The organism is Pseudomonas sp. GM74, assembly GCF_000282455.1.
GTDB lineage: Bacteria > Pseudomonadota > Gammaproteobacteria > Pseudomonadales > Pseudomonadaceae > Aquipseudomonas.
Genome location: NZ_AKJG01000161.1, coordinates 57321 through 84127, shown reverse-complemented (window position 1 = coordinate 84127; position 26807 = coordinate 57321). Strand labels below are relative to the sequence as shown.

The following is a 26807-nucleotide window of genomic DNA, read 5'->3' as shown; positions in this document are numbered from 1 at the left end:
GCCGATGGTAGTGTGGGGTTTCCCCATGTGAGAGTAGGTCATCGTCAAGATTAAATTCCGAAACCCCAATTGCGAAAGCAGTTGGGGTTTTGTTTTTGTCCGCAGAAAAGCCACGATTACTGGATTTCTATGCAATCGCTCGGTGCGTGGCTATCATGCGGGCCTCATTGTGAGGCGAGACCTGCATGCTGACGTTGTTAAAGCTTCTTAAAGATGGCCGATTCCATTCGGGTCAAGCATTGGGTGCTGCCCTGGGCGTCAGTCGTAGCGCTGTGTGGAAGCAGCTTCAGCATTTGGAGGCTGAGCTGGGTTTGTCTATTCATAAGGTTCGCGGGCGCGGCTATCAATTGTCCGCGCCATTAGCGCTGCTCGATCCTGCCGAGATCAGCGCTCAGGCGCACTCTTGCGCCTGGCCCGTCCAGGTTTACGACTCGATTGACTCCACTAATGCCGAAGCACTGCGCGCGATTGATCGCGGGCAAGCGGCACCCTTTGTGGTGCTTTCGGAGCGGCAGACGGCCGGGCGCGGGCGACGTGGTCGCAAGTGGGTCAGTCCATTCGCAGAAAACGTCTATTACAGTCTGGTGCTACGTATTGATGGTGGGATGCGTCAGCTGGAGGGCTTGAGTCTTGTTGTTGGACTCGCTGTCTTGCAGACGTTGCGTGAGCTCGGTATTGCAGCCGCTGGATTGAAATGGCCTAACGATGTCCTTGTAGGCCAGAAAAAAATCGCGGGAATACTGCTCGAGTTGGTTGGTGACCCTGCTGATGTGTGTCACGTGGTCCTGGGTGTAGGAATCAATGTGAACATGCAGTCCACTGACGAAGTGGATCAGCAATGGACATCCCTGCGGCTCGAGTCAGGCAAATTGTTTGATCGCAACCAATTGGTTGCGATGCTGGGGGAGATGCTGCAGCAATACCTGGCTCGTCACCAGGCGGGTGGTTTTTTGGCCATCCAGTCGGAGTGGGAGCAAAATCACCTGTGGCAGGGGCAAAGCGTGTCGTTGATTGCCGGCGTCAATCAAATTGATGGTGAGGTACTTGGTATCGATGGCCAGGGCGCCTTGCGCCTGAAGGTGGATGGTGTGGAGAAAGTCTTCAGTGGTGGTGAGTTGAGCCTGAGGTTGCGTGATGATTCTTGAGCTCGATTGTGGGAATAGTTTCATCAAGTGGCGTGTGCTTGCCGCTAATGCCGGGCAGGTGCTGGGTGAAGGGGTCGTCGATTCCAATCCTGGATTGCTGGAGGGGGTGGGGGCGCTCAAGGGGCTTGCCCTCACGTTTTGCCGGTTGGTGAGCGTCAGGACCGCGGAGGAAACCGCTGCGCTGACGTCTTTGCTCGGCGATACCTTTGATGTGCCGGTTGTATGCGCAACGCCTGCGCGCGAAATGTCAGGCGTGCGCAATGGGTATGAAGAGTTTGAGCGGTTGGGCCTGGATCGGTGGCTTGCGATGCTTGGGGGCTTTCATCTGGCTTCAGGTGCGTGCCTGGTACTCGATTTCGGTACGGCGGTGACTGCTGACTTTATCGCGGCGGATGGAGAGCACCTGGGTGGTTTCATCTGTCCGGGGATGCCGTTGATGCGCAACCAGTTACGCACTCACACGCGCAAAATTCGTTATGGGGATCTGGCGGCCGAGCAGGCCCTGGAGCGTCTTGTTCCAGGTCGCGCGACTGTCGAGGCTGTAGAGCGTGGTTGTCTGTTGATGTTGCGCGGCTTCGTGCTGACCCAACTCGAATTGGCGCGCAGTTACTGGGGTGAGGACTTTGTCGTGTTCCTCACCGGGGGGGATGCGAACCTGGTTGCTGAGGTCGTGCCTCAGGCCAGGGTTGTTCCGGACTTGGTGTTTGTCGGATTGGCCATGGCCTGTCCCTTGTCCTGAGGTTTTTATGCGTTGGTTGTTTCTGCTGCTGCTTGTCCTCAATGGGTTCTATTACATCTGGCATCAACAAGAGGCCCCTTTGCGCGCGAAGGATGTCACGCCTTTGAGTCTTTATCGCGGATCTCAACAAGATATCCGCTTGTTGAGCGAAGCAAGTGACGTATCAAGGGATAAGGGTAAAGCTGTCTCGACAGACAATGGCTGCCTCTATCTGGGCGGCTATGCGCGCCAGGAGGCTGCACAGGCGGTTGAACGTCGTTTGAGCGGGATGGAGGTCAAGTATCAGTCCCTGCCGAAAGCTGCGACCGAAGGGGCAGGGTATTGGGTGCGTATCGCACCGGAAAGCCGGCGTTGGCTGGACGATTTGCAGCTGCAAAACCTTTCTAAAGAATTCAATGAGTTAAAACATAAAATAATGCCGTGCGAGGGGGTTGCACCCACCGAATAGTTTGCATAGAATGGCGCCCGCTCCACAGCGAACACCGGAAACGGTAAACGGTGTGAGGCGAGGTCAACGCAGCTAAGCTCAGGTTTTTAATGAGAAAAATGCTTGACAGAAGGCTGGCATGATGTAGAATGCCGGCTCGCTTAGGAGGGGTTCCCGAGCGGCCAAAGGGATCAGACTGTAAATCTGACGTCTACGACTTCGAAGGTTCGAATCCTTCCCCCTCCACCATTTTTAGCGAGAGCTGTAAGCCTCGCGGGTATAGTTTAGTGGTAGAACCTCAGCCTTCCAAGCTGATGATGCGGGTTCGATTCCCGCTACCCGCTCCAAGTTTACAGGTTTTGCACAGTGTTACGCTCTTGTAGCTCAGTTGGTAGAGCACACCCTTGGTAAGGGTGAGGTCAGCGGTTCAAATCCGCTCAAGAGCTCCATATAACAAGGCAGATATGAAAATATCTGCCTTTGTTTTAGGTGGTAGTGGTTGCGCCTGATTGGGTTTCTGAAGGTTGTCGGTATCGTGAATGCCGGCGTTGCAGCCAGGATTGCCTCGTAAGTGTTGTAAAGTCTTTTTCGGGTCGGCATAATGGTCGGCCTGATTTTGTTTTAGGTCAGTAGCTCAATTGGCAGAGCGACGGTCTCCAAAACCGTAGGTTGGGGGTTCGATTCCCTCCTGACCTGCCAGATTCACTCGGTGTGTCTGGCTTTCTTTTCACAGGATCTTCATAGATGACTCCTAAAGCTGAAGCTCAAGGCTCTCGTTTCGACCTCCTCAAGTGGCTTGTAGTAGTCGCTCTGGTGGTTGTTGGCGTTGTTGGCAATCAGTACTTTTCTGCTTCGCCGATCCTGTACCGCGTACTCGCATTGCTTGCCATTGCTGCCGTAGCTGCCTTTGTAGGCCTGCAGACGGTCAAGGGCAAGTCTTTCTTTGTACTGGTTAAGGAAGCGCGCACCGAAATTCGTAAAGTCGTTTGGCCAACTCGCCAAGAAACCACGCAGACCACGTTGATCGTTGTGGCTGTTGTCCTGGTTATGGCGTTGCTGTTGTGGGGGCTCGATTCCCTGCTCGGCTGGCTTGTTTCCTTGATCGTCGGCTAAGGGTGTCCCGTGGCTAAGCGTTGGTATGTTGTGCATGCTTACTCCGGTTACGAGAAGCATGTAATGCGCTCGCTGATCGAGCGCGTAAAGCTGGCCGGTATGGAAGATGGCTTCGGCGAGATTCTGGTTCCCACTGAAGAAGTGGTTGAAATGCGCAATGGCCAGAAGCGCAAAAGCGAACGCAAGTTCTTCCCTGGCTATGTGCTGGTGCAGATGGATATGAACGAGGGTACTTGGCACTTGGTCAAGGACACTCCTCGGGTGATGGGTTTCATTGGCGGTACTGCCGATAAGCCTGCGCCAATTACCGATAAAGAAGCAGAAGCGATTCTGCGTCGTGTTGCCGATGGCAGCGACAAGCCGAAGCCGAAGACGTTGTTCGAGCCGGGTGAGTCGGTGCGCGTCAATGACGGTCCGTTCGCAGACTTTACCGGTGTTGTTGAAGAAGTTAACTACGAAAAGAGCCGGATCCAGGTCGCAGTGCTCATTTTCGGTCGCTCTACTCCGGTGGAGCTCGAGTTCAGCCAGGTCGAAAAGGTCTAGTTGAACAAAAATCCCAACCCCGCAGCCGTAGGCTGTGGGGTTTTGTCGTCACTGGGATAAACGCGCAAGTAACCGGGGAGCCTCTCGAGGCGTTCGAACCCGTAATTGGAGTGCCTCATGGCCAAGAAGATTACCGCTTACATCAAGCTGCAAGTGAAGGCCGCTCAGGCTAACCCAAGCCCACCTGTTGGTCCTGCTCTGGGTCAGCACGGCGTGAACATCATGGAATTCTGCAAGGCTTTCAACGCCCGTACTCAGGGTCTTGAGCCAGGTCTGCCGACTCCAGTGATCATCACTGTCTACAGCGACCGTAGCTTCACTTTCGAAACCAAATCCACCCCTGCTTCGGTTCTGCTGAAGAAGGCGGCCGGTCTGACCAGCGGTTCCGCTCGTCCGAACACCGTTAAGGTTGGCACCGTGACTCGTGCTCAGCTGGAAGAAATCGCGAAAACCAAAAACGCGGATCTGACTGCAGCTGATATGGAAGCAGCCGTGCGTACCATCGCCGGTTCTGCTCGTAGCATGGGCCTTAACGTGGAGGGTGTGTAATGGCTAAGCTGACCAAGCGTCAAAAGGCTATCGCCGGCAAAATCGAAGCAGGCAAGGCCTACAACTTTGTAGACGCCGCTGCCCTGCTGGCCGAGCTGTCGACTGTCAAGTTCAGCGAGTCGTTCGACGTAGCTGTAAACCTGGGTGTTGACCCGCGTAAATCCGACCAGGTCGTTCGTAGCGCTACTGTGCTGCCACACGGCACTGGCAAGACCGTTCGCGTTGCTGTGTTCACCCAGGGTCCAGCTGCTGAAGCCGCTCTGGCTGCCGGCGCTGACCGTGTAGGCATGGACGACCTGGCTGCCGAAATGAAAGGCGGCGACCTGAACTATGACGTAGTGATCGCATCCCCGGATGCAATGCGCGTTGTAGGTCAGTTGGGTCAGATCCTCGGTCCACGTGGCCTGATGCCTAACCCTAAAGTCGGCACCGTAACTCCAGACGTAGCTACCGCGGTTAAAAACGCCAAGGCTGGTCAGGTTCGTTATCGCACCGACAAAAACGGCATTATCCACACTTCCGTTGGCAAGATCGGCTTCGATGCCGTCAAGCTGAAGGAAAACGTTGAAGCCCTGATCGCTGATCTGAAGCGTATCAAGCCAGCTTCCTCGAAAGGCATTTACGTCAAGCGCGTTACCCTGAGCACCACTATGGGCCCAGGTCTGGTCATCGACCAAAGCTCGCTCGACGCGTAAGACACAGATTGGCGCGAGCGATCGCGCCAATTGAAAAATTGGGGTCCCTGCCTGGCGGGGGCTATCCAAGACCGTAGGCGACGCAAGTCTTAAACCTCAAGCCTACGCAGATGGTGCTCCCGGTTCCTTACCGAATCAGACACCAAAACGACATCCGGTTTCGACCAGATGAAACGGTAACAAGCAGGAGTTAAACCCGTGGCAATTAAACTCGAAGACAAGAAGGCCATCGTCGCTGAAGTCAACGAGGCTGCCAAAGTCGCTCTGTCCGCTGTCGTGGCTGATGCCCGTGGCGTAACAGTAGGCGCGATGACCGGACTCCGTAAAGAGGCTCGTGAAGCTGGCGTTTACGTACGTGTTGTACGTAACACCCTGCTCAAGCGCGCTGTTGCTGACACTGAATTCAGTGTCCTCAACGACGTGTTCACTGGCCCTACCCTGATTGCGTTCTCCAAAGAACATCCAGGCGCTGCTGCCCGGATCTTCAAGGAATTCGCAAAGGGTCAGGACAAGTTCGAGATCAAGGCAGCTGCGTTCGAGGGCAAGTTCCTCGCAGCTAACCAAATCGACGTACTGGCAACTCTGCCGACCCGTGACGAAGCAATTTCTCAGCTGATGAGCGTGATTCAAGGCGCTACCAGCAAGTTGGCTCGTACTCTGGCGGCAATTCGCGACCAGAAAGAAGCTGCTGCAGCCTAAGGCTCGTCAACTTCTCGCGTTTTTTGTTTTTTTCGATGGTCGCGTAGGCCGTCCCCAATATCAGGAATTAGATTCATGTCTATCTCTCAGAACGATATCCTTGAAGCAGTTGGCAACATGTCCGTAATGGAAGTTGTTGAGCTGATCAAAGCTTTCGAAGAAAAATTCGGTGTTACCGCTGCTGCTGCATCGGCTGGTCCAGCTGTTGCTGCTGCCGTTGCTGAAGAGCAAACCGAATTCAACGTCATGCTGACCGAAGCTGGCGAGAAGAAAGTTAACGTGATCAAGGCTGTACGTGAACTGACCGGTCTGGGCTTGAAAGAAGCCAAGGCTGTAGTTGACGGCGCACCTGCCATGGTTCTGGAAGCTGTTGCCAAAGACGCAGCTGACAAAGCCAAAGCAGCTCTGGAAGAAGCAGGCGCTAAAGTCGAGCTGAAGTAAGCATCGACTTTGCTCCTCCAGCCCGAGCGTTAAGCGACAGGCTGATGGCTGGTGGCTCTTGCCACCGGCCTTTTTCCGTTATTGGCAGCCGACTGGGTCGGTGTCGATAACGTGCTGTAACCACCCGATGTGGTGGCGCAAACCATGGGGTTTGCACGATTTTCTGGCTGCTCCCGTCGGGAGGGGCCAAACAAGCAGGTGACCAAGCTGGGGAACGCTGATGGCTTACTCATATACTGAGAAAAAACGTATCCGCAAGGACTTTAGCAAGTTGCCGGACGTCATGGATGTGCCGTACCTCCTGGCCATCCAGCTGGATTCGTATCGTGAATTCTTGCAAGCGGGAGCGACTAAAGATCAGTTCCGCGACGTGGGCCTGCATGCGGCCTTCAAATCCGTTTTCCCGATCATCAGCTACTCCGGCAATGCTGCGCTGGAGTACGTCGGTTATCGCCTGGGCGAACCGGCATTTGATGTCAAAGAATGCGTATTGCGCGGTGTAACTTACGCCGTACCTTTGCGGGTAAAAGTGCGCCTGATCATTTTCGACAAAGAATCGTCGAACAAAGCGATCAAGGACATCAAAGAGCAAGAAGTCTACATGGGTGAAATCCCCCTGATGACTGAGAACGGTACCTTCGTAATCAACGGTACCGAGCGTGTAATCGTTTCCCAGCTGCACCGTTCCCCGGGCGTGTTCTTCGACCACGACCGTGGCAAGACGCACAGCTCCGGTAAACTGCTGTACTCCGCGCGCATCATTCCTTACCGCGGTTCGTGGCTGGACTTCGAGTTCGACCCGAAAGACTGCGTATTCGTGCGTATCGACCGTCGTCGCAAGCTGCCAGCCTCGGTACTGCTGCGCGCGCTGGGCTATACCACTGAAGAAGTGCTGGACGCGTTCTATACCACCAACGTATTCCACGTGAAGGGCGAGACCCTGAGCCTGGAGCTGGTGCCTCAGCGCCTGCGCGGTGAAATCGCTGTCCTCGATATTCAGGATGACAAAGGCAAGGTTATTGTCGAGCAGGGTCGTCGTATTACCGCTCGCCACATCAACCAGCTGGAAAAAGCCGGGATCAAAGAGCTGGATGTGCCTCTGGACTATGTCCTGGGTCGTACAACCGCCAAGGTCATCGTGCACCCGGCAACCGGCGAAATCCTGGCAGAGTGCAACACCGAGCTGAACACTGAGATCCTGGCCAAAATCGCCAAGGCTCAGGTTGTTCGCATCGAAACTCTGTACACCAACGATATCGACTGCGGTCCGTTCGTCTCCGACACCCTGAAGATCGACTCCACCAGCAACCAACTGGAAGCACTGGTCGAGATCTATCGCATGATGCGTCCTGGCGAGCCGCCAACCAAGGACGCTGCCGAGACCCTGTTCAACAACCTGTTCTTCAGCCCTGAGCGCTATGACCTGTCTGCAGTCGGCCGGATGAAGTTCAACCGTCGTATCGGTCGTACCGAGATCGAAGGTTCGGGCGTGCTGTGCAAGGAAGACATCGTCGCGGTACTGAAGACCCTGGTCGACATCCGTAACGGTAAAGGCATCGTCGATGACATCGACCACCTGGGTAACCGTCGTGTTCGCTGCGTAGGCGAAATGGCCGAGAACCAGTTCCGTGTTGGCCTGGTACGTGTTGAGCGTGCGGTCAAAGAGCGTCTGTCGATGGCTGAAAGCGAAGGCCTGATGCCGCAAGACCTGATCAACGCCAAGCCAGTGGCTGCGGCGGTGAAAGAGTTCTTCGGTTCCAGCCAGCTGTCCCAGTTCATGGACCAGAACAACCCGCTGTCCGAGATCACCCACAAGCGTCGTGTTTCCGCACTCGGCCCTGGCGGTCTGACTCGTGAGCGTGCCGGCTTTGAAGTGCGTGACGTACACCCGACGCACTACGGTCGTGTTTGCCCGATCGAAACGCCGGAAGGTCCGAACATCGGCCTGATCAACTCCCTGGCTGCCTATGCGCGCACCAACCAGTACGGCTTCCTCGAGAGCCCGTACCGTGTGGTGAAAGACGCTCTGGTCACCGACGAGATCGTGTTCCTGTCCGCCATCGAAGAAGCCGATCACGTGATCGCTCAGGCTTCGGCCACGATGAACGACAAGAAAGTCCTGATCGACGAGCTGGTAGCTGTTCGTCACCTGAACGAATTCACCGTCAAGGCGCCGGAAGACGTCACTTTGATGGACGTTTCGCCGAAGCAGGTAGTTTCGGTTGCTGCGTCGCTGATTCCGTTCCTCGAGCACGACGACGCCAACCGTGCGTTGATGGGTTCGAACATGCAGCGTCAAGCTGTACCAACCCTGCGCGCCGACAAGCCGCTGGTAGGTACCGGCATGGAGCGTAACGTAGCCCGTGACTCCGGCGTTTGCGTCGTGGCTCGTCGTGGCGGCGTGATCGACTCCGTCGACGCCAGCCGTATCGTGGTTCGTGTTGCCGATGACGAAGTTGAAACCGGTGAAGCCGGTGTCGACATCTACAACCTGACCAAATACACCCGCTCCAACCAGAACACCTGCATCAACCAGCGTCCGCTGGTGCGTAAGGGTGATCGGGTTCAGCGTAGCGACATCATGGCCGACGGCCCGTCCACCGACATGGGTGAACTGGCTCTGGGTCAGAACATGCGCATCGCGTTCATGGCATGGAACGGCTTCAACTTCGAAGACTCCATCTGCCTGTCCGAGCGTGTTGTTCAGGAAGACCGTTTCACCACGATCCACATCCAGGAACTGACCTGTGTGGCCCGTGACACCAAGCTTGGCCCAGAGGAAATCACTGCCGACATCCCGAACGTGGGTGAAGCGGCTCTGAACAAGCTGGACGAAGCCGGTATCGTTTACGTAGGTGCTGAAGTTGGCGCAGGCGACATCCTGGTCGGTAAGGTCACTCCGAAAGGCGAGACCCAGCTGACTCCGGAAGAAAAACTGTTGCGTGCGATCTTCGGTGAAAAAGCCAGCGACGTTAAAGACACCTCCCTGCGTGTACCTACCGGTACCAAAGGTACTGTCATCGACGTACAGGTCTTCACCCGCGACGGCGTTGAGCGTGATGCTCGTGCCCTGTCGATCGAGAAGTCCCAGCTGGACGAGATCCGCAAGGACCTGAACGAAGAGTTCCGTATCGTTGAAGGTGCTACTTTCGAACGTCTGCGTTCCGCTCTGGTCGGCCACAAAGCCGAAGGCGGCGCCGGTCTGAAGAAAGGCCAGGACATCACCGACGAAGTTCTCGACGGTCTTGAGCACGGCCAGTGGTTCAAACTGCGCATGGCTGAAGATGCTCTGAACGAGCAGCTCGAGAAGGCTCAGGCCTACATCGTTGATCGTCGCCGTCTGCTGGACGACAAGTTCGAAGACAAGAAGCGCAAACTGCAGCAGGGCGATGACCTGGCTCCAGGCGTGCTGAAAATCGTCAAGGTTTACCTGGCAATCCGTCGTCGCATCCAGCCGGGCGACAAGATGGCCGGTCGTCACGGTAACAAAGGTGTGGTCTCCGTGATCATGCCGGTTGAAGACATGCCGCACGATGCCAATGGCACCCCGGTCGACGTCGTCCTCAACCCGTTGGGCGTACCTTCGCGTATGAACGTCGGTCAGATCCTTGAAACCCACCTGGGCCTCGCGGCCAAGGGTCTGGGCGAGAAGATCAACCGCATGGTTGAAGAGCAGCGCAAGGTTGCCGAGCTGCGCAAATTCCTGCACGAGATCTATAACGAGATCGGCGGTCGTCAGGAAAGCCTCGATGACTTCTCGGACCAGGAAATCCTGGACCTGGCTCAAAACCTGCGTGGCGGCGTTCCAATGGCCACTCCAGTGTTCGACGGCGCCAAGGAAAGCGAAATCAAGGCCATGCTGAAACTGGCGGACCTGCCAGAAAGCGGCCAGATGCAGCTGACCGACGGCCGTACCGGCAACAAGTTCGAGCGCCCGGTTACCGTTGGCTACATGTACATGCTGAAGCTGAACCACTTGGTAGACGACAAGATGCACGCTCGTTCTACCGGTTCGTACAGCCTGGTTACCCAGCAGCCGCTGGGTGGTAAGGCGCAGTTCGGTGGTCAGCGTTTCGGGGAGATGGAGGTCTGGGCACTGGAAGCATACGGTGCCGCTTACACTCTGCAAGAAATGCTCACAGTGAAGTCGGACGATGTGAACGGCCGTACCAAGATGTACAAGAACATCGTGGATGGCGATCACCGTATGGAGCCGGGCATGCCCGAGTCCTTCAACGTGTTGATCAAGGAAATTCGTTCCCTCGGCATCGATATCGATCTGGAAACCGAATAACACGTGACGCGAATCGAGAGCGGGGCTGGATTGCCCGCTCTCTGCTCCGCCAGGAGGAAAGGCCTTGAAAGACCTACTGAATTTGCTGAAAAACCAGGGTCAAGTCGAAGAGTTCGACGCCATCCGTATCGGATTGGCATCGCCTGAGATGATCCGTTCGTGGTCGTTCGGTGAAGTTAAAAAGCCGGAAACCATCAACTACCGTACGTTCAAACCTGAGCGTGACGGCCTGTTCTGCGCCAAGATCTTTGGCCCGGTAAAGGATTACGAGTGCCTGTGCGGTAAGTACAAGCGCTTGAAGCACCGTGGTGTGATCTGCGAGAAGTGCGGCGTTGAAGTCGCGCTGGCAAAAGTTCGTCGTGAGCGCATGGCGCACATCGAACTGGCCTCGCCGGTTGCCCACATCTGGTTCCTGAAATCGCTGCCGTCTCGTATCGGCTTGCTGATGGACATGACCCTGCGTGATATCGAACGCGTTCTCTACTTCGAGAGCTACGTCGTTATCGATCCAGGCATGACCACCCTTGAAAAAGGTCAGCTGCTGAACGACGAGCAGTACTTCGAAGCGCTGGAAGAGTTCGGCGACGATTTCGATGCCCGCATGGGTGCCGAAGCTGTCCGCGAACTGCTGCACGCTATCGACCTGGAGCACGAGATTGGCCGCCTGCGTGAAGAGATTCCGCAAACCAACTCCGAAACCAAGATCAAGAAGCTGTCCAAGCGTCTGAAGTTGATGGAAGCCTTCCAGGGTTCCGGCAACCTGCCAGAGTGGATGGTGCTGACCGTTCTGCCGGTTCTGCCGCCAGATCTGCGTCCACTGGTCCCGCTCGATGGCGGTCGCTTCGCGACTTCCGACCTCAACGATCTGTATCGTCGAGTGATCAACCGTAACAACCGTTTGAAGCGCCTGCTGGATCTGTCCGCTCCGGACATCATCGTGCGCAACGAAAAGCGTATGTTGCAGGAAGCTGTCGACGCATTGCTCGACAACGGTCGTCGTGGCCGCGCTATCACCGGTTCCAACAAGCGTCCTCTGAAATCCCTGGCTGACATGATCAAGGGTAAGCAAGGTCGTTTCCGTCAGAACTTGCTCGGTAAGCGTGTTGACTACTCCGGTCGTTCGGTAATTACCGTAGGTCCGACCCTGCGTCTGCACCAGTGCGGTCTGCCGAAGAAGATGGCTCTCGAGCTGTTCAAGCCGTTCATTTTCGGCAAGCTTGAAATGCGTGGTCTCGCTACCACCATCAAGGCTGCCAAGAAGATGGTCGAGCGCGAGCTGCCAGAGGTTTGGGACGTTCTCGCTGAAGTGATTCGCGAACACCCGGTTCTTCTCAACCGTGCACCGACCCTTCACCGTCTGGGTATCCAGGCGTTTGAACCGGTACTGATCGAAGGCAAGGCTATCCAGCTGCACCCTCTGGTCTGCGCCGCGTACAACGCCGACTTCGACGGCGACCAAATGGCCGTGCACGTACCGCTGACGCTGGAAGCCCAGCTCGAAGCGCGTGCGTTGATGATGTCGACCAACAACATTCTGTCGCCAGCCAACGGTGAGCCAATCATCGTTCCGTCGCAGGACGTTGTATTGGGTCTGTACTACATGACTCGTGAAGCGATCAACGCCAAGGGCGAAGGTCGTGTGTTCGCGGATCTGCAGGAAGTTGACCGTGTGTTCCGTGCCGGCGAAGCCGCACTGCACGCCAAGGTCAAAGTCCGGATCAACGAAACCGTCAACGACCGTGATGGCGGCAGCGTGACCAACACCCGTATCGTCGACACCACTGTCGGCCGTGCGCTGTTGTTCCAGGTTGTGCCAAAGGGTCTGTCGTACGACGTCGTCAACCTGCCGATGAAGAAAAAGGCGATCTCCAAGCTGATCAACCAGTGCTACCGCGTGGTTGGTCTGAAAGAGACCGTGATCTTCGCTGACCAGTTGATGTACACCGGTTTTGCCTATTCGACCATTTCCGGCGTTTCCATCGGTGTTAACGACTTCGTTATCCCGGATGAAAAAGCCCGCATCATCGGTGCAGCCACCGACGAAGTGAAAGAGATCGAAAGTCAGTACGCCTCCGGCCTGGTAACCCAGGGCGAGAAGTACAACAAAGTGATCGACCTTTGGTCCAAGGCGAACGACGAAGTTTCCAAGGCGATGATGGCCAACCTCTCGAAAGAGAAAGTCATCGACCGTCATGGCGTCGAAGTCGACCAGGAATCCTTCAACTCGATGTACATGATGGCTGACTCTGGTGCGCGGGGTTCCGCAGCACAGATTCGTCAGCTGGCCGGTATGCGTGGCCTGATGGCCAAGCCGGACGGTTCCATCATTGAAACGCCGATTACCGCGAACTTCCGTGAAGGTTTGAGCGTACTCCAGTACTTCATCTCCACTCACGGTGCTCGTAAGGGTCTTGCGGATACCGCGTTGAAAACGGCGAACTCGGGTTACCTGACTCGTCGTCTGGTAGACGTGGCGCAGGATCTGGTTGTAACCGAGATCGATTGCGGCACCGAACACGGTCTGCTGATGACTCCGCACATTGAAGGCGGTGACGTTGTAGAGCCGTTGGGTGAGCGCGTATTGGGTCGAGTTATCGCCCGTGACGTATTCAAGCCAGGTACCGAGGACGTCATCGTTCCTGCCGGCACCCTGGTAGACGAGAAGTGGGTCGAGTTCATCGAGCTCAACAGCATCGACGAAGTGATCGTACGTTCGCCGATCAGCTGCGAAACCCGTTTCGGTATCTGCGCCAAGTGCTACGGCCGCGACCTGGCTCGTGGTCACCAGGTGAACATCGGTGAAGCGGTCGGCGTTATCGCTGCCCAGTCCATCGGTGAGCCGGGTACCCAGCTGACGATGCGTACGTTCCACATCGGTGGTGCGGCAAGCCGGACCTCCGCTGCGGACAGCGTCCAGGTGAAGAATGGCGGTACCGTTCGTCTGCACAATTTGAAGCACGTGGAACGAGTTGATGGTCACCTGGTTGCCGTGTCCCGTTCCGGTGAGCTGGCCATCGCTGATGACTTCGGTCGTGAGCGTGAGCGTTACAAGCTGCCGTACGGTGCCGTGATTTCGGTTAAAGAAGGTGACAAGGTCGAAGCTGGCGCCATTGTGGCCAAGTGGGATCCGCACACTCACCCGATCGTTACCGAAATGAAAGGTACCGTGACCTACGTGGGCATGGAAGAAGGCATCACGATCAAGCGTCAGACCGACGAATTGACCGGTATGACCAACATTGAAGTACTCGACGCCAAAGACCGTCCAGCTGCCGGTAAGGACATCCGTCCTGCCGTGAAGATGGTCGACGACAACGGCAAGGATCTGTTGCTGCCAGGCACTGACGTTATCGCTCAGTACTTCCTGCCAGCCAACGCCCTGGTCGGTGTGGCGGATGGCGCGAAGATCGCGATCGGTGATGTTATCGCTCGTATCCCGCAAGAGACTTCGAAAACTCGCGACATCACCGGTGGTCTGCCGCGTGTTGCCGACTTGTTCGAAGCCCGTCGTCCGAAAGAAGCGTCGATTCTGGCTGAAGTCAGCGGCACCATCGCGTTCGGTAAAGAGACCAAGGGCAAGCGCCGTCTGGTTATCACCCCGAACGACGGTAGCGATCCGTACGAAGAGCTGATTCCGAAGTGGCGTCACCTGAACGTGTTCGAAGGCGAACAGGTAAACCGCGGCGAAGTTATCTCCGACGGTCCTAGCGATCCACACGACATCCTGCGTCTGCTGGGTGTGAGTGCGCTGGCCAAGTACATCGTCAACGAGATCCAGGACGTTTACCGTCTGCAAGGCGTGAAGATCAACGACAAGCACATCGAGACCATCCTGCGTCAGATGCTGCGTAAAGTTGAGATCGCTGAATCCGGCGATTCCAGTTTCATCAAGGGCGACCAGATGGAATTGACTCACGTGCTGGTAGAGAACGAACGTCTGAGCGGCGAAGACAAGTTTGTCTCCAAGTTCACTCGCGTTCTGCTGGGTATCACCAAGGCGTCGTTGTCCACCGAATCGTTCATCTCGGCGGCTTCCTTCCAGGAAACCACTCGCGTACTGACCGAGGCGGCGGTAACCGGCAAGCGCGATTACCTGCGCGGCCTGAAAGAAAACGTGGTCGTGGGTCGTCTGATCCCGGCTGGTACCGGCCTGGCTTATCACAGCGAGCGTAAGCGCCGCCGTGATGCAGACAAGCCGTTGCGCGTAAGCGCCAGTGAAGTGGAAGCTGCACTGACCGAAGCGCTGAACTCGAGCGGTAACTGAGTTCTGCGGTAAATGAGTGTGAGGCCCTGGTCACTCCGTTCATCGAATCGAGACAAATTGTCGAGATTGGATGAGCGGGGAGGGCGGGGCCTTGCCTTGACTGGGGACAAGATCCTCTTTAGACTCTTGTACCCCTAAATTTGGCGGGAACTCGTTCCTGCCATTTTGCTTTTCTTGCAAGACAATAGCGTCGCAAGACAACAGTGGAGCTAGTAGATGGCAACTATCAACCAGCTGGTACGTCAGCCGCGTAAGCGTATCGTCGAGAAATCCGACGTGCCTGCGCTGCAGAACTGCCCGCAACGCCGTGGCGTGTGCACCCGTGTGTACACCACCACGCCGAAAAAACCTAACTCGGCACTGCGTAAAGTATGCCGTGTGCGCCTGACCAACGGTTTCGAGGTTTCCTCGTACATCGGCGGTGAAGGCCACAACCTGCAAGAGCACAGCGTGGTACTGATCCGCGGCGGTCGTGTAAAAGACTTGCCAGGTGTTCGTTACCACACCGTTCGCGGTTCGTTGGATACTTCCGGTGTTAAAGGTCGTAACCAGGGTCGTTCGAAGTACGGTACCAAGCGTCCGAAGTAATCGGCCGTTTTGCAGTTTTTCATTTTATTGAGTCGATAAGAGTAAGGTCGGGCACGCATCCACAGGAGCTGTCCCGGGCTAACCTGAAGACCGTTTGAGGGCTTATCAATGCCAAGACGTCGCGTAGCAGCCAAGCGTGAGATTCTGGACGATCCGAAATACGGAAGCCAAATCCTCGCCAAATTCATGAACCACGTAATGGAAAGCGGCAAGAAAGCCGTTGCCGAGCGTATCGTTTATGGTGCCCTGGATACCGTGAAGGCTCGTAAGGCCGGCACCGATCCCCTGGAACTCTTCGAAAAAGCACTCGACGCCATCGCTCCGCTGGTCGAAGTGAAGTCGCGCCGCGTTGGTGGTGCTACTTACCAGGTTCCGGTCGAGGTTCGTCCTTCCCGTCGTAACGCTCTGGCAATGCGCTGGTTGGTAGACTACGCCCGCAAGCGCGGCGAGAAGTCTATGGCTCTGCGTTTGGCTGGCGAACTGTTGGACGCTGCCGAAGGTAAAGGTGCTGCAGTTAAGAAGCGTGAAGACGTTCACCGTATGGCTGAAGCCAACAAGGCTTTCTCGCACTACCGCTTCTAATTTTAGCGTCACTAATTTTGCGAGGGCTTTATGGCTCGTACAACACCGATTAATCGCTACCGTAACATTGGTATCGTTGCACACGTGGATGCTGGTAAAACCACCACCACCGAGCGCGTCCTTTTTTACACTGGCAAAAGTCACAAAATGGGCGAGGTGCATGACGGCGCCGCGACCACAGACTGGATGGTGCAGGAGCAGGAGCGTGGTATTACCATTACTTCTGCTGCCATTACCGCCTTCTGGCAGGGTTCCGCCAAGCAGCACAAAGACCAGTACCGTTTCAACGTCATCGATACCCCGGGCCACGTAGACTTCACTATTGAAGTTGAGCGTTCCCTGCGTGTACTCGACGGCGCGGTCGTTGTGTTCTGCGGTACTTCCGGCGTTGAGCCTCAGTCCGAAACCGTATGGCGTCAAGCCAACAAGTACGGTGTTCCACGTATCGTTTACGTGAACAAGATGGACCGTGCCGGTGCGAACTTCCTGCGCGTGATCGCTCAGATCAAGCAGCGTCTGGGTCACACTCCGGTGCCTATCCAGCTGGCTATCGGTTCCGAAGACAACTTCCAGGGTCAGATCGATCTGATGACCATGGAAGCCGTTTACTGGAACGATGCCGACAAGGGTATGACTCCTCGTCGTGAAGCCATCCCTGCTGAACTGCAGGAGCTGGCTGAAGAGTGGCGCAACAACATGGTTGAGGCTGCGGCCGAAGCCAGCGAAGAACTGATGAACAAGTACCTTGAAGGTGAAGAGCTCACCATCGAGGAGATCAAGGGTGCTCTGCGTCAGCGTACTATCGCTGGTGAGATCGTTCTGGCTGTTTGCGGTTCTTCTTTCAAGAACAAGGGTGTTCCCCTGGTTCTCGACGCCGTTATCGACTACCTGCCGGCTCCAACCGACATTCCTGCCATCAAGGGTACTGACCCGGATGACGAGGAAAAGCAAATGGAGCGTCATGCAGACGACAACGAGCCGTTCTCGGCTCTGGCGTTCAAGATCGCTACCGACCCATTCGTGGGTACCTTGACTTTCGTCCGTGTTTACTCGGGCGTGTTGGCCTCCGGCGACGGCGTGATCAACTCGGTCAAAGGCAAGAAAGAGCGCGTGGGTCGTATGGTGCAAATGCACGCAAACGCCCGCGAAGAGATCAAGGAAGTTCGCGCTGGCGACATCGCGGCCCTGATCGGCATGAAGGACGTCACCACTGGTGAAACCTTGTGCAACGCTGACAAGCCAATCATCCTGGTTCGCATGGACTTCCCGGAGCCGGTTATTTCGGTTGCCGTAGAGCCTAAGACCAAGGATGACCAGGAAAAAATGGGTATCGCTCTGGGCAAGCTTGCTCAGGAAGACCCGTCTTTCCGCGTCAAGACTGATGAAGAGACTGGTCAGACGATCATCTCTGGCATGGGCGAGTTGCACCTGGACATCCTGGTTGACCGGATGCGCCGTGAGTTCAACGTCGAAGCCAACATCGGTAAGCCTCAGGTTTCGTATCGTGAGCGCATCACGAAGAATTGCGAAATCGAAGGCAAGTTCGTTCGTCAGTCCGGCGGTCGTGGCCAGTTCGGCCATTGCTGGATCCGTTTTGCTCCTGCTGACGAAGGTCAGGAAGGTCTGCAATTCGTGAACGAAGTAGTGGGTGGTGTGGTTCCTAAGGAATACATCCCGGCTATCCAGAAGGGTATCGAAGAGCAGATGAAGAACGGCGTAGTTGCCGGCTATCCGCTGATCGGCCTGAAGGCTACCGTGTTTGATGGTTCTTACCACGACGTCGACTCGAACGAGATGGCGTTTAAGGTGGCTGCTTCCATGGCGACCAAGCAACTGGCCCAGAAGGGCGGTGGTGAGTTGCTCGAGCCGATCATGGCGGTAGAGGTTGTTACGCCTGAAGACTATATGGGTGACGTGATGGGCGACCTTAACCGTCGTCGCGGCATGATTCTGGGTATGGAAGACACGGTCTCCGGTAAGGTGATCCGTGCTGAAGTTCCGTTGGGCGAGATGTTCGGTTATGCGACCGACGTTCGTTCGATGTCCCAGGGTCGCGCAAGCTACTCTATGGAATTCAAAAAATACAATACAGCTCCGTCGCACATCGTCGAAACTGTAACCAAAAAACAAGGCTGATTCAGTCCTTTAGGCAAGGAGTTAATTGTCGTGGCTAAAGAAAAATTTGATCGTTCCCTACCGCACGTCAACGTTGGCACCATCGGTCACGTTGACCACGGTAAAACCACTCTGACCGCAGCTCTGACTCGCGTTTGCTCCGAAGTTTTCGGTTCCGCAATCGTTGATTTCGATAAAATCGACAGCGCTCCAGAAGAAAAAGCTCGTGGTATCACCATCAACACCGCGCACGTCGAGTACAACTCGAAGATCCGTCACTACGCTCACGTTGACTGCCCAGGTCACGCTGACTATGTGAAGAACATGATCACCGGTGCTGCCCAGATGGACGGCGCGATCCTGGTTTGCTCGGCCGCTGATGGTCCGATGCCACAAACCCGTGAGCACATCCTGCTGTCCCGTCAGGTAGGCGTTCCGTACATCGTGGTTTTCCTGAACAAGGCTGACCTGGTAGACGACGCTGAGCTGCTGGAACTGGTCGAGATGGAAGTTCGCGACCTGCTGTCCACCTACGACTTCCCGGGCGATGACACTCCAATCATCATCGGTTCGGCTCGTATGGCGCTGGAAGGCAAAGACGACAACGAAATGGGCACCACTGCCGTTCGTAAACTGGTTGAAACCCTGGATAGCTACATCCCAGAACCAGAGCGTGCTATCGACAAGCCATTCCTGATGCCAATCGAAGACGTATTCTCGATCTCGGGTCGTGGTACTGTTGTGACTGGTCGTATCGAGCGCGGTATCGTTCGCGTTCAAGATGCACTGGAAATCGTTGGTCTGCGTGACACCACCACCACCACCTGCACTGGTGTTGAAATGTTCCGCAAGCTGCTCGACGAAGGTCGTGCTGGCGAGAACTGCGGCGTTCTGCTGCGTGGTACCAAGCGTGACGACGTTGAGCGTGGCCAGGTTCTGGTTAAGCCAGGTTCGGTTAAGCCGCACACCAAGTTCACCGCAGAAGTTTACGTTCTGAGCAAGGAAGAAGGCGGTCGTCACACTCCGTTCTTCAAAGGCTACCGTCCACAGTTCTACTTCCGTACTACTGACGTGACTGGTAACTGCCAGCTGCCAGAAGGCGTTGAAATGGTAATGCCAGGTGACAACATCCAGATGGAAGTTACCCTGATCAAGACCATCGCAATGGAAGACGGCCTGCGTTTCGCTATCCGTGAAGGCGGTCGTACCGTCGGCGCTGGCGTCGTAGCCAAAATCATCGAGTAAGCATCTCTTTTGAGATAGCTTCGATGCTTTGAAAAGCCCCCGCTCAGCGGGGGCTTTTTTATTGGGTTGACACCCATCTGGGGCGTCTATAGAATTGCGCCTCCTTTTAACGGGCGTATTGCGCCCGGTGGGAATAGCAGCCGGAGTCTGAAATCCAATGCAAAATCAGCAAATCCGTATCAGGTTGAAGGCTTTCGACCATCGCCTGATCGACCAATCAACCCAGGAAATCGTGGAAACCGCGAAACGTACTGGTGCTCAAGTGCGTGGTCCAATTCCACTGCCTACCCGTAAAGAGCGGTTCACCGTTCTGGTCTCCCCGCACGTCAACAAAGACGCGCGTGACCAGTACGAGATCCGTACTCATAAGCGCGTTCTGGACATCGTCCAGCCAACGGATAAAACCGTTGATGCTCTTATGAAGCTTGATCTTGCGGCCGGTGTGGAAGTGCAGATCAGCCTCGGCTAAGACTCGGTCTTAGTCGTGTAACGCTCTGAAATGGGCGGCCATAGCGGGTGAAAGCCCCGTACACTCATGAGGTTTACAACATGACTATTGGTGTAGTCGGTCGTAAATGCGGTATGACCCGTATTTTCACCGAAGAAGGTGTCTCCATTCCGGTCACGGTCATTGAGATCGAGCCGAATCGCGTCACCCAGTTCAAAACTGAAGAGACCGATGGCTATCGTGCAGTGCAAGTCACTGTCGGCGAGCGTCGTGCTTCGCGTGTAACAGCAGCTCAGGCTGGCCACTTCGCTAAAGCGAACGTTGCCGCTGGTCGTACCGTAATGGAATTCCGCCTTGAAGAAGGCGAGTACCAGGCCGGCGATCTGATCAACGCTGAAATCTTCGCCGCTGGTCAACTGGTTGATGTAACCGGTCAGTCCAAGGGTAAAGGCTTCCAGGGTACGATCAAGCGTTGGAATTTCCGCGGGCAAGATAACACCCACGGTAACTCCGTATCCCACCGCGTTCCAGGCTCTATCGGCCAGTGCCAGACTCCTGGTCGTGTATTCAAGGGCAAAAAAATGTCCGGTCATATGGGCGCTGAGCGCGTGACCGTGCAGTCCCTCGAAGTAGTGCGCGTGGACGCTGAACGCAATCTGTTGTTGGTCAAGGGCGCTGTTCCTGGCGCTACTGGCGGCAACTTGGTTGTACGTCCAGCAGCCAAGGCTCGCGGTTAAGGGGAAGCTGACATGCAATTAAATGTAAATGACGCTCAAGCGATCGAAGTTTCCGAACTGACATTTGGCGGCGAATTCAACGAGACGCTGGTTCACCAAGCAGTCGTAGCCTACATGGCTGGCGGTCGTCAGGGTTCCAAGCAGCAAAAGACCCGTTCCGACGTTCGTGGTGGCGGTAAGCGCCCATGGCGTCAGAAAGGTACTGGCCGTGCTCGTGCCGGTACTATCCGTAGCCCAATCTGGCGTGGCGGCGGTACCACTTTCGCAGCTCGTCCTCAGGATCACTCCCAGAAGCTGAACAAGAAGATGTATCGCGCAGCAATGCGCTCCATCCTTGCTGAGCTGGTGCGTACTGATCGTCTGGTCGTGGTTCAGGATTTCGCCGTTGAAACGCCGAAAACCAAAGACCTGCTGGGCAAACTGAACAACATGAGCCTGACCGACGTTCTGATCGTGTCCGACGCTGTTGATCAGAACCTGTACCTGGCTGCTCGTAACCTGCCACACGTAGATGTACGTGACGTGCAAGGTTCCGATCCAGTTAGTCTGATCGCATACGACAAGGTGTTGATCACCGTGTCGGCCGTGAAGAAATTCGAGGAGCTGCTGGGATGAACCAGGAACGCGTATTTAAAGTTCTGCTTGGCCCGCACGTTTCCGAGAAGGCTACGGTTCTGGCAGACAAGAAAGGCCAGTTCGTTTTCAAGGTTGCTACCGACGCAACCAAGCTGGAAATCAAGAAGGCCGTCGAAAGCCTGTTCAGCGTGAAAGTAGAGCGTGTTACTACCCTGAATGTTCTGGGTAAGAGCAAGCGCACTGCTCGCGGTCTGGGCAAGCGTAATGACTGGAAGAAGGCAGTTATCTCCCTTCAGCCAGGCCAAGATCTCGATTTCAGCAGCAGTGCTGAGTAAGGAAGGGGTGCATCATGGCAATCGTTAAATGCAAACCGACTTCCCCTGGCCGCCGTTTTGTGGTCAAGGTGGTCAACCAGGAGCTGCATAAAGGCGCTCCTCACGCACCGCTGCTCGAGAAGAAATCGAAGTCTGGTGGTCGTAACAACAATGGCCGTATTACCACTCGTCACATCGGTGGTGGTCATAAGCAGCATTATCGTCTGGTCGACTTCCGTCGCAACGACAAAGATGGCATCTCTGCCACTGTCGAGCGTATCGAATACGATCCAAACCGTACTGCTCACATCGCTCTGCTGCTGTACGCAGATGGCGAGCGTCGCTACATCATCGCCCCTAAAGGCGTGAGCGCTGGCGACCAGCTGATCGCAGGTGCCCTGGCGCCGATCAAGCCGGGCAACGCTCTGCAACTGCGCAACATTCCAGTTGGTAGCACCGTACACGGCATCGAATTGAAGCCAGGTAAAGGCGCTCAGATCGCTCGTTCCGCTGGTGCTTCGGCTCAGTTGATCGCTCGTGAAGGCGTGTACGTTACCCTGCGTCTGCGTTCCGGTGAAATGCGTAAAGTCCTGGCTGAATGCCGTGCGACCCTGGGCGAAGTCTCGAACTCCGAGCACAGCCTGCGTTCGCTGGGTAAAGCTGGTGCCAAACGCTGGCGTGGCGTTCGCCCAACCGTTCGTGGTGTTGCCATGAACCCGGTTGACCACCCACATGGTGGTGGTGAAGGTCGTACCTCTGGTGGTCGTCATCCGGTATCGCCATGGGGCTTCCCGACTAAGGGCGCGAAGACTCGTGGTAATAAGCGTACCGACAAAATGATCGTCCGTCGTCGCAAGTAAATAGAGGGATACGACAGTGCCACGTTCTCTGAAAAAAGGTCCTTTTATCGATCTTCACCTACTGAAGAAGATCGAAGTGGCGGCGGAAAAGAACGATCGCAAACCGGTGAAAACCTGGTCGCGTCGTTCGATGATCCTGCCACAAATGGTCGGTCTGACCATCGCAGTACACAACGGTCGTCAGCACGTCCCAGTTCTCGTGAACGAAGACATGGTCGGCCACAAACTGGGCGAGTTCGCCGGTACCCGCACTTATCGCGGGCACGTGGCAGACAAGAAAGCCAAGCGTTAAGGGGTTAGGAAATGGAAGTAGCCGCTAAGTTGTCGGGCGCTCGAATCTCCGCCCAGAAAGCCCGCTTGGTCGCCGACCAGATCCGCGGGAAGAAGGTGGGCGAAGCGCTCAACCTGTTGGCTTTCAGCAGTAAGAAAGCCGCCGAGATCATGAAGAAAGTGCTGGAGTCGGCCGTAGCCAACGCCGAGCATAACGAAGGCGCAGACGTTGATGACCTGAAGGTCAGCACTGTTTTCGTCAACGAAGGGCGTTCGCTGAAGCGCATCATGCCACGTGCCAAAGGCCGTGCTGATCGCATCGTCAAGCGGTCTTGCCATATCACTGTCAAGGTTGCTGACAAGTAACGGAGTCGAAGAGATGGGTCAGAAAGTACATCCCATTGGCATTCGCCTGGGAATCGTCAAGGAGCACACCTCCGTCTGGTACGCAGACGGTCGGACTTATGCGGACTATTTGCTCGCAGATCTGAATGTGCGTGAGTACCTCCAAGACAAACTAAAAAGCGCGTCCGTAAGCCGTATCGATATCCATCGTCCGGCCCAAACTGCACGCATCACCATCCACACCGCTCGTCCAGGTATCGTTATCGGGAAGAAAGGTGAAGATGTTGAGAAACTGCGTCAGGACCTGACCAAGCAAATGGGTGTGCCTGTGCACATCAATATCGAAGAGATCCGTAAGCCGGAGCTCGACGGTATGCTGGTTGCGCAGAGCGTAGCTCAGCAGCTGGAGCGTCGCGTAATGTTCCGTCGCGCTATGAAGCGCGCCGTACAGAACGCCATGCGCATTGGTGCCAAAGGCATCAAAATCCAAGTGAGCGGTCGTCTCGGCGGTGCTGAAATCGCACGTACTGAATGGTATCGCGAAGGTCGTGTGCCATTGCACACCCTGCGTGCCGACATCGACTATGCCAACTACGAAGCTCACACCACTTACGGTGTGATCGGTGTAAAGGTTTGGATCTTCAAAGGCGAAGTAATTGGTGGTCGCCAAGAAGAACTGAAACCACAAGCACCAGCGCCTCGTAAAAAAGCTGCTAAGTAAGGGGTACGCCAAATGTTGCAACCAAAGCGTACGAAGTTCCGCAAGCAAATGACTGGTCACAACCGTGGCCTGGCATTGCGCGGTAGCAAAGTCAGCTTCGGCGAGTTCGCGCTGAAGTCTGTTGCTCGTGGTCGTCTCACCGCTCGTCAGATCGAGTCAGCGCGTCGTGCTCTGACCCGTCACGTAAAACGTGGCGGCAAGATCTGGATCCGTGTATTCCCGGACAAGCCTATTTCCAAGAAGCCACTCGAAGTTCGGATGGGTAAAGGTAAGGGTAACGTCGAATACTGGGTTGCCCAGATTCAGCCAGGCAAAGTCCTGTATGAAATCGAGGGTGTTTCTGAAGAGCTGGCGCGTGAGGCTTTCGCCCTGGCTGCTGCAAAGCTGCCGCTCGCCACCTCCTTTGTTAAACGGACGGTGATGTGATGAAAGCGAATGAACTTCGTGAAAAATCCGCACAGCAGCTGAACGAGCAACTGCTCGGCTTGCTGCGCGACCAGTTCAATCTGCGTATGCAGAAAGCAACTGGCCAGTTGGGGCAGTCTCATCTGCTCTCGCAAGTTAAGCGTGACATCGCTCGCGTGAAGACTGTGCTCAACCAGCAGGCAGGTAAGTAATCATGGCTGAAGCCGAAAAAACTGTCCGTACGCTGACTGGCCGTGTTGTCAGCGACAAGATGGACAAAACCATCACCGTTCTGATCGAGCGTCGCGTTAAGCACCCGATCTACGGTAAATACGTTAAGCGTTCGACTAAGCTGCACGCGCACGACGAAACCAATCAGTGCCACATCGGCGACAAAGTCACTATTCGTGAAACTCGTCCTTTGGCCAAGACCAAGTCTTGGGCGCTGGTTGATGTTCTCGAACGCGCTGTGGAAGTCTAAGGACTAGGGGTCGGAGAAATTATATGATTCAGACTCAATCCATGCTCGATGTGGCCGATAACAGCGGCGCTCGCCGCGTTATGTGCATCAAGGTGCTGGGTGGCTCCCATCGTCGTTACGCTGGTATCGGTGACATCATCAAAGTTACCGTCAAGGAAGCAATTCCTCGCGGTAAAGTGAAAAAAGGCCAAGTGATGACTGCTGTTGTAGTCCGCACTCGTCACGGCGTACGTCGTGCTGATGGCTCCATTATCCGCTTTGATGGCAACGCTGCTGTTCTTCTGAACAACAAGCAAGAGCCGATCGGCACCCGTATCTTTGGGCCAGTGACCCGTGAACTTCGTACTGAGAAGTTCATGAAGATCGTCTCGCTCGCCCCAGAAGTGCTGTAAGGAGATCCGACATGCAAAAGATTCGTCGTGACGACGAGATCATCGTGATCGCCGGCAAAGACAAAGGTAAGCGCGGTAAGGTGCTGAAGGTTCTTGCTGACAACCGTCTGGTTGTTGGTGGTCTGAACCTGGTCAAGCGTCATACCAAGCCTAACCCGATGTCGGGCGTACAGGGCGGTATCGTCGAGAAAGAAGCGCCACTGCACGCTTCCAACGTCGCCATCTTCAACGGCGAAACCAACAAGGCTGACCGCGTTGGTTTCAAAGTAGAAGACGGTAAGAAAATTCGTGTCTTCAAGTCGACCCAAAAAGCGGTTGATGCTTGAACACTGCTAGGTAGAAGACCATGGCACGACTAAAAGAGATTTACCGGAAGGAAATCGCTCCGAAACTTAAGGAAGAACTTAAGCTTTCGAACGTGATGGAAGTTCCGCGCGTTACCAAAATCACCCTGAACATGGGTCTGGGCGAAGCGATCGGCGACAAAAAAGTCATCGAGCACGCTGTTGCTGACCTGGAAAAGATCACCGGCCAGAAAGTCGTTGTGACCTACGCTCGCAAATCCATCGCTGGCTTTAAAGTCCGTGAAGGTTGGCCGATCGGCGTCAAAGTGACCCTGCGCCGTGAGCGTATGTACGAGTTCCTGGATCGTCTGCTGTCGATCTCCCTGCCTCGGGTTCGCGACTTCCGCGGCCTGAATGCCAAGTCCTTCGATGGTCGTGGCAACTACAGCATGGGCGTGAAAGAGCAGATCATCTTCCCGGAAATCGACTACGACAAGATCGATGCTCTCCGCGGTCTGGACATCACCCTGACCACCACTGCCAAGAACGATGATGAAGGCCGCGCTCTGCTGCGTGCGTTCAAATTCCCGTTCCGCAACTGATTGGAGTAGGACCATGGCCAAGATGAGCATGAAAAACCGCGAGCTGAAGCGTCAGCTCACGGTTGCCAAGTACGCCAAGAAGCGTGCAGCACTGAAAGCTATCATCGTTGATCTGAACGCAAGTCCAGAAGCGCGTTGGGAAGCTACAGTAGCCCTGCAGAAGCAGCCACGTGACGCAAGCGCTTCGCGCATGCGTAACCGCTGCCGCCTGACCGGTCGTCCACACGGCGTTTACCGCAAGTTCGGCCTCGGCCGTAACAAGCTGCGTGAAGCTGCCATGCGTGGTGACGTACCGGGTCTGGTTAAAGCCAGCTGGTAAGTACTGTCAAAGTCTCGGTGTCCAGGATCGCAAGATCCTGACCACCGGTGGCCTTGAATCTGGATCAAGCCCCTTTTGGGGCTTGATTCATTTCTGGGGTGTGTCTAGAATACCCGGCTCGCCTGAGCCCGTGTTTTTCATGCTCGGAGATTCTCGGCGACACGTAATAGCCGCAAGGCTAATTTTTTTGTATTAGGAGCGTCTAGCCCATGAGTATGCAGGACCCGTTAGCGGACATGCTAACTCGTATCCGTAATGCCCAGATGGCTGAAAAGTCCGTCGTAAGCATGCCATCTTCCACGTTGAAGGTAGCTGTTGCCAAAGTCCTGAAGGACGAAGGTTACATTGCGGGTTATCAGATCAGCAGCGAAATCAAACCACTGCTGTCCATCGAGCTGAAGTACTTCGAAGGCCGTCCGGTTATCGAAGAAGTGAAGCGCGTTAGCCGTCCAGGCCTGCGTCAGTACAAGTCCGTCGATGATCTGCCAAAAGTTCGTGGCGGTCTCGGTGTGTCTATCGTCTCCACCAACAAGGGTGTGATGACTGATCGTGCTGCGCGCGCTGCCGGTGTCGGCGGCGAAGTTCTTTGCACTGTGTTCTAAGGGGGGATAAGC

The 26807-nt window shown here is 55.5% G+C and carries 31 protein-coding genes and 4 tRNA genes; all 35 read left to right on the top strand.

The window, feature by feature from the left end; genetic code table 11:
• Positions 1–185: 185 nt before the first annotated feature.
• The gene (gene birA, locus PMI34_RS01525; RefSeq protein ID WP_008053879.1) at positions 186–1145 is read left to right on the top strand and encodes a bifunctional biotin--[acetyl-CoA-carboxylase] ligase/biotin operon repressor BirA; all 960 of its coding nucleotides are present in this window, start codon (positions 186–188) and stop codon (positions 1143–1145) included.
• Positions 1135–1884 (top strand): pantothenate kinase, encoded by a 750-nt coding sequence (locus tag PMI34_RS01530; protein ID WP_008053878.1) that lies wholly within the window; start codon positions 1135–1137, stop codon positions 1882–1884. Before birA ends, PMI34_RS01530 begins: the two co-directional genes overlap by 11 nt.
• Before the next feature lie 7 nt (positions 1885–1891).
• The gene (locus PMI34_RS01535; RefSeq protein ID WP_008053877.1) at positions 1892–2332 is read left to right on the top strand and encodes a hypothetical protein; all 441 of its coding nucleotides are present in this window, start codon (positions 1892–1894) and stop codon (positions 2330–2332) included.
• Positions 2333–2475: 143 nt separating this feature from the next.
• A tRNA-Tyr gene (locus PMI34_RS01540) sits at positions 2476–2560 on the top strand.
• A gap of 24 nt (positions 2561–2584) precedes the next feature.
• Positions 2585–2658 (top strand) — tRNA-Gly (locus PMI34_RS01545).
• A 26-nt stretch (positions 2659–2684) separates the two neighbouring features.
• Positions 2685–2760 (top strand) — tRNA-Thr (locus PMI34_RS01550).
• Between the two features lie 174 nt (positions 2761–2934).
• A tRNA-Trp gene (locus PMI34_RS01555) sits at positions 2935–3010 on the top strand.
• Positions 3011–3055: 45 nt separating this feature from the next.
• Positions 3056–3424 carry a preprotein translocase subunit SecE gene (secE, locus tag PMI34_RS01560; RefSeq protein ID WP_007984402.1) on the top strand — a complete coding sequence of 123 codons (369 nt, stop codon included), beginning with the start codon at positions 3056–3058 and terminating at the stop codon, positions 3422–3424.
• Positions 3425–3433: 9 nt separating this feature from the next.
• Positions 3434–3967 (top strand): transcription termination/antitermination protein NusG, encoded by a 534-nt coding sequence (gene nusG / locus PMI34_RS01565; RefSeq protein WP_007984405.1) that lies wholly within the window; start codon positions 3434–3436, stop codon positions 3965–3967.
• A gap of 117 nt (positions 3968–4084) precedes the next feature.
• On the top strand, positions 4085–4516 hold the full coding sequence (gene rplK, locus PMI34_RS01570; RefSeq protein ID WP_007933726.1) for a 50S ribosomal protein L11: 432 nt from the start codon (positions 4085–4087) through the stop codon (positions 4514–4516).
• Complete coding sequence (gene rplA, locus PMI34_RS01575; RefSeq protein ID WP_003186095.1) at positions 4516–5211, top strand: 50S ribosomal protein L1; 696 nt, start codon at positions 4516–4518, stop codon at positions 5209–5211. Before rplK ends, rplA begins: the two co-directional genes overlap by 1 nt.
• Before the next feature lie 198 nt (positions 5212–5409).
• Positions 5410–5910, top strand: coding sequence for a 50S ribosomal protein L10 (gene rplJ, locus PMI34_RS01580; RefSeq protein WP_007970413.1), 501 nt, complete (start codon positions 5410–5412; stop codon positions 5908–5910).
• Between the two features lie 75 nt (positions 5911–5985).
• Positions 5986–6351, top strand: coding sequence for a 50S ribosomal protein L7/L12 (gene rplL / locus PMI34_RS01585; protein ID WP_007970414.1), 366 nt, complete (start codon positions 5986–5988; stop codon positions 6349–6351).
• 220 nt (positions 6352–6571) lie between these two features.
• Positions 6572–10645, top strand: a complete 4074-nt coding sequence (rpoB, locus tag PMI34_RS01590) for a DNA-directed RNA polymerase subunit beta (protein ID WP_007984407.1) — start codon at positions 6572–6574, stop codon at positions 10643–10645.
• A gap of 64 nt (positions 10646–10709) precedes the next feature.
• On the top strand, positions 10710–14909 hold the full coding sequence (gene rpoC / locus PMI34_RS01595) for a DNA-directed RNA polymerase subunit beta' (RefSeq protein ID WP_008053876.1): 4200 nt from the start codon (positions 10710–10712) through the stop codon (positions 14907–14909).
• 216 nt (positions 14910–15125) lie between these two features.
• Complete coding sequence (gene rpsL, locus PMI34_RS01600; RefSeq protein ID WP_003186084.1) at positions 15126–15497, top strand: 30S ribosomal protein S12; 372 nt, start codon at positions 15126–15128, stop codon at positions 15495–15497.
• Between the two features lie 108 nt (positions 15498–15605).
• Entirely contained in the window at positions 15606–16079 is a 474-nt protein-coding gene (gene rpsG / locus PMI34_RS01605) for a 30S ribosomal protein S7 (RefSeq protein WP_007994653.1), read from the top strand.
• Positions 16080–16109: 30 nt separating this feature from the next.
• The gene (fusA, locus tag PMI34_RS01610; protein ID WP_007994652.1) at positions 16110–18215 is read left to right on the top strand and encodes an elongation factor G; all 2106 of its coding nucleotides are present in this window, start codon (positions 16110–16112) and stop codon (positions 18213–18215) included.
• A 30-nt stretch (positions 18216–18245) separates the two neighbouring features.
• Positions 18246–19439, top strand: coding sequence for an elongation factor Tu (gene tuf / locus PMI34_RS01615; protein WP_008053875.1), 1194 nt, complete (start codon positions 18246–18248; stop codon positions 19437–19439).
• 157 nt (positions 19440–19596) lie between these two features.
• Entirely contained in the window at positions 19597–19908 is a 312-nt protein-coding gene (gene rpsJ, locus PMI34_RS01620; protein ID WP_003186070.1) for a 30S ribosomal protein S10, read from the top strand.
• 80 nt (positions 19909–19988) lie between these two features.
• Positions 19989–20624: a 50S ribosomal protein L3 gene (gene rplC, locus PMI34_RS01625; protein WP_003186059.1), complete on the top strand. Its 636-nt coding sequence runs from the start codon at positions 19989–19991 to the stop codon at positions 20622–20624.
• A gap of 12 nt (positions 20625–20636) precedes the next feature.
• Positions 20637–21239, top strand: coding sequence for a 50S ribosomal protein L4 (rplD, locus tag PMI34_RS01630; RefSeq protein ID WP_003228735.1), 603 nt, complete (start codon positions 20637–20639; stop codon positions 21237–21239).
• The gene (rplW, locus tag PMI34_RS01635) at positions 21236–21535 is read left to right on the top strand and encodes a 50S ribosomal protein L23 (RefSeq protein ID WP_002555488.1); all 300 of its coding nucleotides are present in this window, start codon (positions 21236–21238) and stop codon (positions 21533–21535) included. Before rplD ends, rplW begins: the two co-directional genes overlap by 4 nt.
• Before the next feature lie 14 nt (positions 21536–21549).
• Positions 21550–22374 (top strand): 50S ribosomal protein L2, encoded by an 825-nt coding sequence (rplB, locus tag PMI34_RS01640; RefSeq protein WP_008053874.1) that lies wholly within the window; start codon positions 21550–21552, stop codon positions 22372–22374.
• A 16-nt stretch (positions 22375–22390) separates the two neighbouring features.
• Entirely contained in the window at positions 22391–22666 is a 276-nt protein-coding gene (gene rpsS, locus PMI34_RS01645; protein ID WP_002555486.1) for a 30S ribosomal protein S19, read from the top strand.
• Positions 22667–22677: 11 nt separating this feature from the next.
• Entirely contained in the window at positions 22678–23010 is a 333-nt protein-coding gene (rplV, locus tag PMI34_RS01650) for a 50S ribosomal protein L22 (RefSeq protein ID WP_003103908.1), read from the top strand.
• Between the two features lie 13 nt (positions 23011–23023).
• Positions 23024–23710, top strand: coding sequence for a 30S ribosomal protein S3 (gene rpsC / locus PMI34_RS01655; protein WP_007970424.1), 687 nt, complete (start codon positions 23024–23026; stop codon positions 23708–23710).
• Positions 23711–23722: 12 nt separating this feature from the next.
• Positions 23723–24136: a 50S ribosomal protein L16 gene (gene rplP / locus PMI34_RS01660; RefSeq protein WP_003228729.1), complete on the top strand. Its 414-nt coding sequence runs from the start codon at positions 23723–23725 to the stop codon at positions 24134–24136.
• Entirely contained in the window at positions 24136–24327 is a 192-nt protein-coding gene (gene rpmC / locus PMI34_RS01665; RefSeq protein ID WP_002555481.1) for a 50S ribosomal protein L29, read from the top strand. The genes rplP and rpmC overlap by 1 nt, the downstream gene beginning before the upstream one ends.
• 2 nt (positions 24328–24329) lie before the next feature.
• Positions 24330–24596 carry a 30S ribosomal protein S17 gene (rpsQ, locus tag PMI34_RS01670; RefSeq protein WP_003176419.1) on the top strand — a complete coding sequence of 89 codons (267 nt, stop codon included), beginning with the start codon at positions 24330–24332 and terminating at the stop codon, positions 24594–24596.
• A gap of 23 nt (positions 24597–24619) precedes the next feature.
• Positions 24620–24988 (top strand): 50S ribosomal protein L14, encoded by a 369-nt coding sequence (rplN, locus tag PMI34_RS01675; protein ID WP_002555479.1) that lies wholly within the window; start codon positions 24620–24622, stop codon positions 24986–24988.
• 11 nt (positions 24989–24999) lie between these two features.
• Positions 25000–25314 (top strand): 50S ribosomal protein L24, encoded by a 315-nt coding sequence (rplX, locus tag PMI34_RS01680; protein WP_003186046.1) that lies wholly within the window; start codon positions 25000–25002, stop codon positions 25312–25314.
• Between the two features lie 20 nt (positions 25315–25334).
• On the top strand, positions 25335–25874 hold the full coding sequence (gene rplE, locus PMI34_RS01685) for a 50S ribosomal protein L5 (protein WP_003210069.1): 540 nt from the start codon (positions 25335–25337) through the stop codon (positions 25872–25874).
• A gap of 13 nt (positions 25875–25887) precedes the next feature.
• Positions 25888–26193 carry a 30S ribosomal protein S14 gene (gene rpsN, locus PMI34_RS01690; protein ID WP_003176414.1) on the top strand — a complete coding sequence of 102 codons (306 nt, stop codon included), beginning with the start codon at positions 25888–25890 and terminating at the stop codon, positions 26191–26193.
• A gap of 209 nt (positions 26194–26402) precedes the next feature.
• Positions 26403–26795, top strand: coding sequence for a 30S ribosomal protein S8 (gene rpsH, locus PMI34_RS01695; protein WP_003186040.1), 393 nt, complete (start codon positions 26403–26405; stop codon positions 26793–26795).
• Positions 26796–26807 lie beyond the last annotated feature (12 nt).

What these genes read in the sequence shown, in the direction of transcription:
- birA (WP_008053879.1), top strand. Translation starts at nt 186, where the DNA reads ATGCTGACGTTGTTAAAGCTTCTTAAAGATGGCCGATTCCATTCGGGT.
- PMI34_RS01530 (WP_008053878.1), top strand. Translation starts at nt 1,135, where the DNA reads ATGATTCTTGAGCTCGATTGTGGGAATAGTTTCATCAAGTGGCGTGTG.
- PMI34_RS01535 (WP_008053877.1), top strand. Translation starts at nt 1,892, where the DNA reads ATGCGTTGGTTGTTTCTGCTGCTGCTTGTCCTCAATGGGTTCTATTAC.
- secE (WP_007984402.1), top strand. Translation starts at nt 3,056, where the DNA reads ATGACTCCTAAAGCTGAAGCTCAAGGCTCTCGTTTCGACCTCCTCAAG.
- rplK (WP_007933726.1), top strand. Translation starts at nt 4,085, where the DNA reads ATGGCCAAGAAGATTACCGCTTACATCAAGCTGCAAGTGAAGGCCGCT.
- rplA (WP_003186095.1), top strand. Translation starts at nt 4,516, where the DNA reads ATGGCTAAGCTGACCAAGCGTCAAAAGGCTATCGCCGGCAAAATCGAA.
- rplL (WP_007970414.1), top strand. Translation starts at nt 5,986, where the DNA reads ATGTCTATCTCTCAGAACGATATCCTTGAAGCAGTTGGCAACATGTCC.
- rpoB (WP_007984407.1), top strand. Translation starts at nt 6,572, where the DNA reads ATGGCTTACTCATATACTGAGAAAAAACGTATCCGCAAGGACTTTAGC.
- rpsL (WP_003186084.1), top strand. Translation starts at nt 15,126, where the DNA reads ATGGCAACTATCAACCAGCTGGTACGTCAGCCGCGTAAGCGTATCGTC.
- rpsG (WP_007994653.1), top strand. Translation starts at nt 15,606, where the DNA reads ATGCCAAGACGTCGCGTAGCAGCCAAGCGTGAGATTCTGGACGATCCG.
- fusA (WP_007994652.1), top strand. Translation starts at nt 16,110, where the DNA reads ATGGCTCGTACAACACCGATTAATCGCTACCGTAACATTGGTATCGTT.
- rpsJ (WP_003186070.1), top strand. Translation starts at nt 19,597, where the DNA reads ATGCAAAATCAGCAAATCCGTATCAGGTTGAAGGCTTTCGACCATCGC.
- rplC (WP_003186059.1), top strand. Translation starts at nt 19,989, where the DNA reads ATGACTATTGGTGTAGTCGGTCGTAAATGCGGTATGACCCGTATTTTC.
- rplD (WP_003228735.1), top strand. Translation starts at nt 20,637, where the DNA reads ATGCAATTAAATGTAAATGACGCTCAAGCGATCGAAGTTTCCGAACTG.
- rplW (WP_002555488.1), top strand. Translation starts at nt 21,236, where the DNA reads ATGAACCAGGAACGCGTATTTAAAGTTCTGCTTGGCCCGCACGTTTCC.
- rplB (WP_008053874.1), top strand. Translation starts at nt 21,550, where the DNA reads ATGGCAATCGTTAAATGCAAACCGACTTCCCCTGGCCGCCGTTTTGTG.
- rplV (WP_003103908.1), top strand. Translation starts at nt 22,678, where the DNA reads ATGGAAGTAGCCGCTAAGTTGTCGGGCGCTCGAATCTCCGCCCAGAAA.
- rpsC (WP_007970424.1), top strand. Translation starts at nt 23,024, where the DNA reads ATGGGTCAGAAAGTACATCCCATTGGCATTCGCCTGGGAATCGTCAAG.
- rplP (WP_003228729.1), top strand. Translation starts at nt 23,723, where the DNA reads ATGTTGCAACCAAAGCGTACGAAGTTCCGCAAGCAAATGACTGGTCAC.
- rpmC (WP_002555481.1), top strand. Translation starts at nt 24,136, where the DNA reads ATGAAAGCGAATGAACTTCGTGAAAAATCCGCACAGCAGCTGAACGAG.
- rpsQ (WP_003176419.1), top strand. Translation starts at nt 24,330, where the DNA reads ATGGCTGAAGCCGAAAAAACTGTCCGTACGCTGACTGGCCGTGTTGTC.
- rplN (WP_002555479.1), top strand. Translation starts at nt 24,620, where the DNA reads ATGATTCAGACTCAATCCATGCTCGATGTGGCCGATAACAGCGGCGCT.
- rplX (WP_003186046.1), top strand. Translation starts at nt 25,000, where the DNA reads ATGCAAAAGATTCGTCGTGACGACGAGATCATCGTGATCGCCGGCAAA.
- rplE (WP_003210069.1), top strand. Translation starts at nt 25,335, where the DNA reads ATGGCACGACTAAAAGAGATTTACCGGAAGGAAATCGCTCCGAAACTT.
- rpsN (WP_003176414.1), top strand. Translation starts at nt 25,888, where the DNA reads ATGGCCAAGATGAGCATGAAAAACCGCGAGCTGAAGCGTCAGCTCACG.
- rpsH (WP_003186040.1), top strand. Translation starts at nt 26,403, where the DNA reads ATGAGTATGCAGGACCCGTTAGCGGACATGCTAACTCGTATCCGTAAT.